Here is a 9,813-nt window from a genome sequence, read left to right as displayed (position 1 = left end):
GCGGGCCGCGGAGGCGCGCGCGGCGGCAGGCCGGCCTGGCTCGCCGGTGCGGGCGGGGTCGCGGTCACGGGCGGGCACTGGGGTTCTCCTCCGGATCGGGCTCTCTGGCCGCGAGCGCGTGTCGCGTGACAGTTGTGTGACGTTCAACACAACGGGGCATTACGGTCCCCTGAACCGAGCACACCACTGCTCATGTCGCGCCGCCCGGCGCGGTGCCGAGGCGGACGGGAGGGGGAACGGCGTGCACGAGCCCGTTCTGCCCTCCGCACCAGCCTGGCACGCCCCGCGCGCTGGAGCACGGAGCGACGTCCCCCCGACGCCGACACTGCCTCGCCGCACCGGCCTCCGGCGACTGGTCTCCCCCGCTGCACTCACCGGCAGCCTCACCGAGCTGGCCTGGGTGGGGGCACACACCTTGCTCTACCCGCTGGGCACCCGCACCGAGCGGCTGCGCCCCGACGGGAGCTACCGCCCCGGCACGCAGCCCGCCGCCGTCCGTGCCCTGTTCGCCGCCGACCCCCTCGCCGCCCGGATCCCCGTCGTGCTGGTCCACGGGCTGATCGACAACCGGTCGGTGTTCACGGTGATGCGCCGCAGCCTCCGCCGGCGTGGCTTCGCCCAGGTCTGCACCTGGAACTACAGCCCGCTGCTGCGCGACGTGCAGAGCGCTGCCGAGGCACTCGGCCAGCACATCGAGGAGGTCTGCCGGGCGACCGGGCACGACCGGGTGCACGTGGTCGGCCACAGTCTCGGCGGACTGGTCGCCCGGTACCTCGTGCAGCGCCTGGGCGGCGACGCTCGGGTGGAGTCGCTGGTGACCCTCGGGACGCCGCACGGCGGGAGCCGGTGGGCGCACGTCCTGCCCACCCGCCTGGTGCGCCAGCTGCGGCCGGGGTCGGACCTGTTCCAGGAGCTCGCCGCCCCGGCGCCGGAGTGCCGCACCCGCGTGACGGCGGTCTACAGCGACCTGGACCAGATGGTCGTGCCGTCGTCGGCCGGGCGTTGCGAGCACCCCGATCTCCAGGCCCGCAACGTGCTCGTGCCGGGCGTCGGGCACATGTCGCTGCCGATCCACCGGGGCGTGGTCGACGAGGTCGCCGCGACCCTGGCCGGCCTGCGCAGCTCCGAGGCCGACACCCCCGCCGCTGCCGCCTGACCACGACGACAACACCTGCCAAGCGCGGGTGTCGTCACTCATCGTTTGTGGTGTCGACACGCGCTGTCAGATCGTTGAACCACCCACCACCCCTCCGTAGCGTCGCGAATGACACCGATGGGATTTCCACCGGCGTCACCGAACCGCAGTGCCAGCAGCCGCCGCTCCGCGCGGCCGCTGGTGCTCGACGACGCCCGGCTCCCCGCGGCGTGCTGCCCGGGAGGTGCCCGATGTCCCGTGTACGAACACTCGTGGGCCGCACGCAGTCCGCGATCGTCCCCGCCGTCGCCCCCACCGGCCCGTCCGGCGACTGGGCCGACGACTTCGACGACGACTGGGACTGGGACCGCGAGTGGGCGGCCACCCAGGACGCCGACCCGAGCACCGCCGCCCGCGCCGCGGCCGCCTCCGACGAGACCCCCGCGCGCCCCCCGGACGACGTCGTGCGACGGGCGTTCCCCCGTCCGCCGCGGCGCCGGGCACCCGCGCTGCTGGCCATCGCCGTCGCCGGCGCCCTGGCGACCTCGCTGCTGGGCGGACTCGGTGACCCGGAGCCCGCCCCGGTGGCCTCCGGAGTGGACTACGGGCTGGGGCTGGCCGATGCCAGCTTCGCCGGCGGCGTGGACGTCGAGGGCGCACGCGGGGAGATCAGCCAGGCAGAGGCCCAGGCCCGGCTGAGCGAGATCGCCGCCTCCCGGGCGGCCCGCGAGCCGGACTTCGTCGTCCCCACCACCGGCCGGCTGACCACGTGCTTCTGCCAGCGCTGGGGCACCATGCACTGGGGTCTCGACCTCGCTGCCCCGCTCGGCACCCCGATCTTCGCCGCGGCCGACGGGGTCGTGCTGCGCGCCGGGCCGGCGTCGGGCTACGGCAACGCCGTGTACATCCAGGACGCCGACGGGAACGTCCAGATCTACGGGCACATGCGCTACTACGACGTGTCAGCCGGCGACGTCGTCTCGGCCGGCGAGCAGATCGCCAAGGTCGGCAACCAGGGCCAGTCGACCGGGCCGCACCTGCACTTCGAGATCCACCGCGGTGGGATGAACGGCAAGCCGATCGACCCCGAGGACTGGCTCGCCGAGCGGGGCCTGTCCGTCGGCTGACCCAGGCCGGTGGCCCCCGGCAGACTGGCCCGGTGACCTCCGCCAACCCGCCATCCGGTCCGTCCGTGCGGTTGGTCCAGCTCCCGGCTGCGGTGTTCACCGCTCTGGCCGCCGGTGATCTCGCCGCGGCCGACGAACTCAGCCCGGTGCCGCTGACCGCGTACTTCGCCGGCCCGGACTGGGCGTCCGTGTGGCGCCGGCGCGCCGCACAGTTGACCACCCACCCCGAGGACGCCGGCTGGATCACCCGGGTCATCTGGGACCCCACCCGCCGGGCAGCCGTCGGGCGGGCGGGGTTCCACGGCGCACCTGATCGCGACGGCATGGTCGAGATCGGCTACGCCGTGGGACCCGTGTGGCGCCGGCAGGGCTATGCCCGGGCCGCCTTCGAGCAGTTGCTCACCCGCGCACGGGCTGAGCCCGCGGTACGCACCGTCCGGGTGACCATCAGCCCGACCAACACCGCCTCCCGGGCCTTGGCGCTCCCCTACGGCTTCGTGCCGGTCGGCGAGCAGGAGGACGACGAGGACGGTCTCGAGCTGGTCTACGAGGTCGCCGCCGACGACCTCAGAGCTTGACGAGCGGGGCGTAGCGCAGCACGAGCCGCTTGGTGCCGCCGGAACCGAAGTCGACCGTGGCCTGCGCCTTGTCGCCGGCGCCGTTGATCTCGACCACCGTGCCGAGCCCGAAGGCGTCGTGACTGACCCGGTCGCCGACGTCGACGCTGATCACGGCCCGGTTGCCCGCACCGCCGCGCAGGCCCCCGGTCGACAACCCGGTCGAGGCGACCCGGGCCTGGGCGGAGCTCATCGGCTTGCTGGGCGCCGGCTCCATCCGCTCCCAGTGGACGGCGTCGGACGGCAGCTCGTCGAGGAACCGGGACGGCGGGTTGTAGGCCGGCTGCCCCCAGCTGGTGCGCACCGTCGCCCGGGAGAGGAACAGCCGCTGCCGCGCCCGGGTGATGCCCACGTAGGCCAGCCGCCGCTCCTCCTCCAGCTCCCGCGGGTCACCGAGGGCCCGCAGGTGCGGGAAGACGCCGTCCTCCAGGCCGGTGAGGAAGACCACCGGGAACTCCAGGCCCTTGGCGGTGTGCAGGGTCATCAGCGTGACCACGCCGGCCTCGTCGCCGCTGACCGGGATCTGGTCGGCGTCGGCGACCAGCGAGACCTGCTCGAGGAACTCGGTGACGGTGCCGCCGGGGTTGGCCGCCTCGAACTCAGCGGCCACCGAGATGAGCTCGTTGAGGTTGTCGACCCGCCCCTCGTCCTGCGGGTCGGTGCTGGCCTCCAGCTCGGCGAGGTAGCCGGTGCGGTCCAGCACGCTCTCCAGCAGCGCCGCCGGGCCCGAGCCCGTCTCGACGAGCTGCTCGAACTCCTCCAGCAGCGCGACGAACTCCTGGATCGCCTTGAGCGACCGGGTGGCCAGGTCACCGACCTCCGAGCACCGGCGCAGCGCGCTGGCGAACGGGATCCGCTCACGGTCGGCGAACCGCTCGACGCACGCCTCGGCCCGCTCGCCGATGCCCCGCTTGGGGGTGTTCAGCACCCGCCGCAGGCTCACCACGTCGGCCGGGTTGGCGACCACCTTGAGGTAGGCGACCGCGTCCCGGACCTCCCGGCGCTCGTAGAAGCGCACCCCGCCGACGACCTTGTAGGGCATGCCGACCCGGATGAACACCTCCTCGAACACCCGGGAGGCGTTGTTGGTGCGGTAGAAGACCGCGATGTCCTTGGGTTGCGCCTTGCCCTCGTCGGTGAGCGCGTCGATCTGCTCGGCGACCCAGGCAGCCTCGTCGTGCTCGTTGTCGGCGACGTAGCCCTCGATCAGCTCGCCGTCCCCGGCGTCGGACCAGAGGTTCTTCGGCCGGCGGGCGGTGTTGCGGGCGATCACCTGGTTGGCCGCGCGCAGGATGCGCTGGGTGGAGCGGTAGTTCTGCTCCAGCACGATGGTCGTGGCGTCGGGGTAGTCGCGCTCGAACTCGTCGATGTTCCGGATCGTCGCGCCGCGGAAGGCGTAGATCGACTGGTCGGCGTCCCCGACGACGCACAGCTCGGCCGGTGGCACCGGGCCACCGTGCGTGCCGACCAGCTCGCGGACCAGCACGTACTGGGCGTGGTTGGTGTCCTGGTACTCGTCGACCAGGACGTGCCGGAACCGGCGGCGGTAGTGCTCGGCCACGTCGGGGAAGGCCTGGAGCAGGTGCACCGTGGTCATGATCAGGTCGTCGAAGTCCATCGCGTGCGCCTCGCGCAGCCGCCGCTGGTAGAGCGTGTACGCCTCCTTCAGCACCTTCTCCGGTGCCGTCTGCGGGGCGTAGGACTCCTCGTCCACGAGCTCGTTCTTCAGGTTCGAGACCTGGTTGGCCAGGCCGCGACCGGGATACCGCTTGGCGTCGAGGTCCAGGTCGCGGGCGACCATCGTCATCAGCCGGACCGAGTCGCCCTGGTCGTAGATGGTGAACGAGCTCTTCATGCCGAGCTTGCCGGCCTCGGCGCGCAGGATGCGCACGCACATCGAGTGGAACGTGGACACCCACATCGCCCGGGCCCGCGGGCCGACGAGGGCGGCGACGCGCTCCTTCATCTCGCCGGCGGCCTTGTTGGTGAAGGTGATCGCCATGATCTCGCCGGGCTGCACGCCGCGGGCACCGAGCAGGTAGGCGATGCGGTGGGTGAGCACCCGCGTCTTGCCCGACCCCGCGCCGGCGACGATGAGCAGCGGACTGCCCTCGTGCACCGTGGCCTCGCGTTGCGGGCCGTTCAGGCCGGCGAGCATCCGGTCGAGCTCGCGGCCGATCTGGCCGGACGTGTGCCGGGGGAGCGCGGCGGTGCCGGGGAGGGTGTGCTGGGGGCTGCTCATGACCCGCCCACTCTAAGCCGGGGCACCGACGACCACCGGGGCCCGCGTGTCGCCTGGGGACGGCGTGACCTGGCCGCGCGGTCCGTGGTGTGACACACTCCTCGACGTGCTGACGCATCGCGAGTTTTCCTACGGCCACCGGGTTCCGGTGTCCGTACTCGCTGGCTGATCAGCCACCGCACACGACGCCCCGGGCCCAAGGCCCCGGGGCGTTTTCTGTGTCCCGGGTCCGACGGCCTCACACCCGCCCCGGAGGACCCGATGAGCAGCACCCTCTCCCCCAGCGTCTCCACCGAGCGCCCTGCCGACCCGGCCGAGCACATCGACGCGCTGCGCGCCGAGATCGACGCCTGCGACGCGCAGATCATCGAGCTGGTCCAGCGCCGGCTGGCCGTCTCCCAGGAGATCGGCGCGCTGCGCACCGCCTCGGGCGGCATGCGGCTGTCGCTGTCCCGCGAGCAGCGGGTCCTCGCCCGCTTCCGCACCGCGCTCGGTCCGGACGGCGCCGCACTCGGGATGATGCTGCTGCGCCAGGGCCGCGGCCGGCTCTGAGGGAGGGTCACCCTCCCCCAGGCCTCGTGAGCTCGACCGGGGCCCTGGAGGGTGCCCATAAGCTGCGGCGCGTGATGCCGCTCCCCACTGCCCCCGCCGAGCACGTCGACCGCGTCCTGTGCGTGCTCGCCCACCCCGACGACGTCGACTTCGGCAGCGCCGGCACGGTCGCCACCTGGACGGCGGCGGGCACGGAGGTCACCTACTGCATGGTGACCGACGGGGACGCCGGGGGCTTCGACGAGACCCCGCGCGACCAGATGGGCCCGTTGCGCCGCGAGGAGCAGCGAGCCGCGGCCGCGGCGGTGGGTGTCACCGACGTCCGGTTCCTCGGGTACCCGGACGGGCGGCTCGAGCCGACCCTGGACCTGCGCCGCGACATCAGCCGGGTGATCCGCCAGGTGCGGCCGCAGCGGGTGCTCACCAGCTCACCCGAGCGCTTCTGGGAGCGGATCGGCGCCAGCCACCCCGACCACATGACCGTGGGCGAGTCCACGTTGCGTGCGGTGTACCCCGACGCCCGCAACCCCTTCGCCTTCCCCGAGCTGCTGGCCGACGAGGGCCTGGACGCCTGGACGGTGTCGGAGGTGTGGCTGGGCGGCGGCCCCCGCTCGGACCACGCCGTGGACGTCACCGACGTGCTCGACCGCAAGCTCGCCGCGCTGCGCTCGCACGTCAGCCAGGTCTCGCACTGGCCCGAGGGCCAGTTGCAGGAGTTCCTGACCGGCTGGATGCGGCAGAACGCGCGTGCCCACGGCCTGCCCGACGGCCGGTTGGCCGAGGCCTTCCACGTGGTGCACACCGGCTGACCTGGCGCCCGACCGACCGCACCGCGGCCACCGGCCACCGCGTCACAGCAGGCGGTTGGTGGCCGCCCAGCGGGTGAGCTCGTTGCGGTTGGACAGCTGCAGCTTGCGCAGCACGTTGGAGGCGTGCGACTCCACCGTCTTCACCGAGATGAACAGCCGCCCGCCGATCTCCCGGTAGGTGTAGCCGCGGGCCAGCAGTTGCATCACCTCGCGCTCGCGGGCCGACAGCAGGTCCAGGCCCGGGTCGGTGGCCGGGTCCTCGGCGGGGACCGGTGCGGCGGGCCCGGCGGAGAAGGCGTCCAGCACGAAACCGGCCAGCCGGGGGCTGAAGACGACGTCGTCCTCGGCGACCCGGCGGACGGCGTCCCGCAGGTCGGCCCCGGAGATCGTCTTGGTGACGTACCCGCGGGCCCCGGCCCGGATGACGGCGATGACGTCCTCGGCGGCGTCGGAGACCGACAGCGCCAGCCACCGGGTCTCGGGCAGCTCGGTGCGCAGCGACTCGAGGACGGCGTGGCCACCCCCGCCGGGCAGGTGCACGTCGAGCAGGACGACGTCCGGTGTGCTGGCCCGGATGCCGGCCACCGCGGTCGGGACGTCGGCTGCCTCGCCGACCACCTCGACCTCCTCGCCCAGCTCGGCGCGCACGCCGGCGCGGACCATCGCGTGGTCGTCGACCAGGAAGACCCGGGTGCGGTTCACAGCGACGCCTCCATCTGTGCACGTGGGAGGCAGAGCTCCACCTCGGTCCCCTCTCCCGGCGCGGACCGCACCGTTGCCGTGCCGCCCAGTCGGGTCAGCCGCCCCACCACCGAGTCGCGCAGTCCGCGCCGGTCGCCCGGTACGGCGGCGGGGTCGAACCCGGTCCCGCGGTCCCGGACGAAGACCGTCACCGAGCCCGGCGTCACCTCGCTGTACAGCGAGACCGACGGCGCACCCGAGTGCTTCGCCGCGTTGACGACCGCCTCCCGGGCGGCCTGGCCGAGGGTGGCGACCGCGTCGTCGACGGGCAGGTCACCGACGACGACGGGCTCGACGGTGACGGCGTGGTCGGCCTCCACCTCGGCCACCAGTCGGGCGACCAACCCGGCCCAAGTGCCGCCGGTGGCGACGGTCGGCTCGTACAGCCAGGCCCGCAGCTCCCGCTCCTGGCTGCGGGCCAGCCGGTTCACCACCGTGGGGTCGGCCGCGTGCCGCTGGATCAGCGCGAGGGTCTGCAGCACCGAGTCGTGCAGGTGGGCGGCGACCGCGGCGCGCTCCTCGGAGCGGATCCGGGCAGCCCGCTCGGCCGCGCGCTGGTCCAGCAGCCGGCGCCACAGCGGGGCGGTCGCCAGTGTCAGGCCGACGAGGATCACCACGGTGGCGGTGAAGCCGTTGCGGGCGTTGGCCAGCTGCCCGGTGGTGGCCAGCAGCAGCACCACACCGACCACGCCGACGACGACGCCGGCGGCCAGTCCCCAGCGACTGGTGCGTCGGGAGAGCGAGGCGTCGGTCTCGGTCTGCCGCCAGATCAGCGCCAGCCCGATCCCGGCGAGCGCCAGCGGCAGGACGACGTCGTAGCCGCCGAAGGTGAGCAGCTGGGAGACCAGCCCGAAGACGACGAAGGACAGCAGCGCCAGCAGGATCATCTGGCGGCGGCTGGGGCGCTGCCCGATGACGGCGGTCGGGTCGTCCTCCCCGGACGGGTCGGCGACCGGCATGGTCAGCCACAGCAGCGCGTAGGCGACGACGCCGACCCCGGTGAACGCCAGCCCGACCACGACGACCCGCACCACGAGCGGGTCCAGGCGCAGGTGCGCGGCGGTGCCGGCGACCACCCCGGCCAGCAGTCGGTCGCCGGCCGGTCGCGCCAGCGGAGGACGGGCCGGACGGCCGTCGGGGAGCCGAGCCGCGGCCGGGGCGGGATGCCCGGCCGCCGGCGCGGTGCTGGTGGTCACGACACCGATGGTGTCACCGTCCCCGCGCCACGCACACCGGTGATCACCCGGAGGCAGGGCGACCGTCGCGGATCAGGGTCGGTCCAGGGGGTTCCCTGATACCGCAAGGCGAGCGGAGTCGGCAGGCTCGTGGCATGACCTCAGCACTCCCTCCCTCCGCCCCGCCCCCGGCGGCCGAGCAGCCACCGGGCTCGTGGCCGCCTCCGCCGCCACCGGGGCCGGTGGCGCGTCCACCGTTGCGCCGCAGCCGCACGGACCGGGTGATCGGCGGCGTCGCCGGCGGCCTGGCCGACTACACCGGGGTGGACGCCCTGCTGTGGCGGGTGGGCGCCATCGCGCTGACCCTCGCGGGCGGCAGCGGCCTGATCATCTACGTGCTGCTGTGGCTGCTCATGCCGGCCGCCCCCGCGGCGCCGCCCGGCCAGCCCGGCGTCCCGGACCAGGCCCGCACCGGCCCGCGTTCTCCGGTGCCCGGCGTGACGGTCGCGGCGCTGCTGATCATCGCCGGCATCGCGGTGCTGCTGGACCAGTTCACCGACGTGGAGCTGGGTGCCCGCGGCGTCCTGGGCATCGCCCTCCTCGTCGTCGGCGTCGGCCTGGTGGTCGGCGCGCTGACCGGGATCGGCCGGGGCGCCAAGGGCGGGCTCATCGGGCTCGGCCTGGTGCTCTCCGTGGCGCTGGCGATCGCCTCCACCGTCGACGTCCCGTCCGGCGGGATGGGCGACCGCACCTGGCGCCCGGCGTCGGCCGCCGCCGTGCAGTCGGACTACGAGAACGGCGCCGGCGACCTGCTGCTGGACCTGCGCGGCGTCGACCTCGACGACCTGGACTCCCCGATCACCACCCGGATCGACTCCGGGATCGGCGACATCGAGGTGATCGTGCCCTTCTCCGCCGACGTGGAGCTGGACGTCGTCCAGGGGGTCGGCGAGACCGACCTGTTCGGCGACAGCGTGACGAGCGGCTTCTTCCCCGGTCGGGGGACGGACGAGTGGTCCGGGGACTCCGACCCGGAGTTCGAGATCATGATCCACTCCGGTCTGGGCGACGTGGAGGTGTCCCGTGGCTGAGCACGACCCCTACGGACGGCGGGACACCGAGGTGTTCCCCCAGGGCACGACCGGCAGCACGACCGGGAGCTCCACCGCCTCCCCCGGCGACTCCTCCGACCGCCGACGCGACATCGACCCCGGGGCTCTGGTGGCCGGGGTGCTGTTCATCCTGGTGGCGGTGCTGCTGATGGCCGGGGTGGACCTCGACCTCGCCTGGTTCGGCGACGGCATCGCCTGGGTCATCCTGATCGGCGCCGGGGTCGCGCTGCTGGTCAACGAGTGGCGCAAGGCCCGCCGCCGGAGTTGAGGGCGGCGGTGGCCGGGCCCGGGGGACGCCCCCGG

General features: G+C 73.9%; 10 protein-coding genes. 7 read left to right on the top strand and 3 right to left on the bottom strand.

What is annotated here, in order from left to right; translation table 11 throughout:
- Positions 1-400 precede the first annotated feature (400 nt).
- The 3 genes from IN07_RS26625 (at position 401) to IN07_RS06065 (ending at position 2,840) form a co-directional block, all read left to right on the top strand.
- Positions 401-1,156 carry an esterase/lipase family protein gene (locus IN07_RS26625; protein WP_269429948.1) on the top strand — a complete coding sequence of 252 codons (756 nt, stop codon included), beginning with the start codon at positions 401-403 and terminating at the stop codon, positions 1,154-1,156.
- A 230-nt stretch (positions 1,157-1,386) separates the two neighbouring features.
- A complete protein-coding gene (locus IN07_RS06070) occupies positions 1,387-2,262 on the top strand; it encodes a M23 family metallopeptidase (protein WP_156119053.1) in 876 nt (291 codons plus the stop codon).
- A gap of 32 nt (positions 2,263-2,294) precedes the next feature.
- Positions 2,295-2,840 (top strand): GNAT family N-acetyltransferase, encoded by a 546-nt coding sequence (locus IN07_RS06065; RefSeq protein WP_036334349.1) that lies wholly within the window; start codon positions 2,295-2,297, stop codon positions 2,838-2,840.
- On the opposite strand, the gene pcrA is transcribed toward IN07_RS06065, so the two are convergent.
- Positions 2,830-5,121: a DNA helicase PcrA gene (gene pcrA, locus IN07_RS06060; protein WP_036334347.1), complete on the bottom strand. Its 2,292-nt coding sequence runs from the start codon at positions 5,119-5,121 to the stop codon at positions 2,830-2,832. The genes IN07_RS06065 and pcrA overlap by 11 nt on opposite strands.
- 261 nt (positions 5,122-5,382) lie before the next feature.
- Here pcrA and IN07_RS06055 point away from each other — a divergent pair, with 261 nt between their 5' ends.
- Complete coding sequence (locus IN07_RS06055; protein ID WP_036334345.1) at positions 5,383-5,673, top strand: chorismate mutase; 291 nt, start codon at positions 5,383-5,385, stop codon at positions 5,671-5,673.
- A 74-nt stretch (positions 5,674-5,747) separates the two neighbouring features.
- On the top strand, positions 5,748-6,482 hold the full coding sequence (locus tag IN07_RS06050; RefSeq protein WP_036334344.1) for a PIG-L deacetylase family protein: 735 nt from the start codon (positions 5,748-5,750) through the stop codon (positions 6,480-6,482).
- A gap of 42 nt (positions 6,483-6,524) precedes the next feature.
- Here the strand turns inward: IN07_RS06050 and IN07_RS06045 are convergent, their stop codons facing one another.
- Both IN07_RS06045 and IN07_RS06040 read right to left on the bottom strand, forming a co-directional pair.
- Positions 6,525-7,184: a response regulator gene (locus IN07_RS06045; RefSeq protein ID WP_036334343.1), complete on the bottom strand. Its 660-nt coding sequence runs from the start codon at positions 7,182-7,184 to the stop codon at positions 6,525-6,527.
- On the bottom strand, positions 7,181-8,419 hold the full coding sequence (locus IN07_RS06040; RefSeq protein WP_036334341.1) for an ATP-binding protein: 1,239 nt from the start codon (positions 8,417-8,419) through the stop codon (positions 7,181-7,183). The genes IN07_RS06045 and IN07_RS06040 overlap by 4 nt, the downstream gene beginning before the upstream one ends.
- Before the next feature lie 134 nt (positions 8,420-8,553).
- Here IN07_RS06040 and IN07_RS06035 point away from each other — a divergent pair, with 134 nt between their 5' ends.
- Both IN07_RS06035 and IN07_RS23825 read left to right on the top strand, forming a co-directional pair.
- Complete coding sequence (locus tag IN07_RS06035; protein WP_036334340.1) at positions 8,554-9,489, top strand: PspC domain-containing protein; 936 nt, start codon at positions 8,554-8,556, stop codon at positions 9,487-9,489.
- Positions 9,482-9,778, top strand: coding sequence for a hypothetical protein (locus IN07_RS23825; RefSeq protein ID WP_052090894.1), 297 nt, complete (start codon positions 9,482-9,484; stop codon positions 9,776-9,778). Before IN07_RS06035 ends, IN07_RS23825 begins: the two co-directional genes overlap by 8 nt.
- Positions 9,779-9,813 lie beyond the last annotated feature (35 nt).

It is taken from the genome of Modestobacter caceresii (assembly GCF_000761485.1).
In the GTDB taxonomy this organism is placed as follows: Bacteria; Actinomycetota; Actinomycetes; order Mycobacteriales; family Geodermatophilaceae; genus Modestobacter; species Modestobacter caceresii.
Note: the sequence above shows the minus strand (reverse complement) of the source record. Positions and strands in the feature narration are given on the sequence as shown.

Excerpts from the sequence above, each read along its gene's own strand:
- IN07_RS06070 (WP_156119053.1), top strand. The coding sequence starts at position 1,387 with ATGTCCCGTGTACGAACACTCGTGGGCCGCACGCAGTCCGCGATCGTC.
- pcrA (WP_036334347.1), bottom strand. The coding sequence starts at position 5,121 with ATGAGCAGCCCCCAGCACACCCTCCCCGGCACCGCCGCGCTCCCCCGG.
- IN07_RS06055 (WP_036334345.1), top strand. The coding sequence starts at position 5,383 with ATGAGCAGCACCCTCTCCCCCAGCGTCTCCACCGAGCGCCCTGCCGAC.
- IN07_RS06050 (WP_036334344.1), top strand. The coding sequence starts at position 5,748 with ATGCCGCTCCCCACTGCCCCCGCCGAGCACGTCGACCGCGTCCTGTGC.
- IN07_RS06035 (WP_036334340.1), top strand. The coding sequence starts at position 8,554 with ATGACCTCAGCACTCCCTCCCTCCGCCCCGCCCCCGGCGGCCGAGCAG.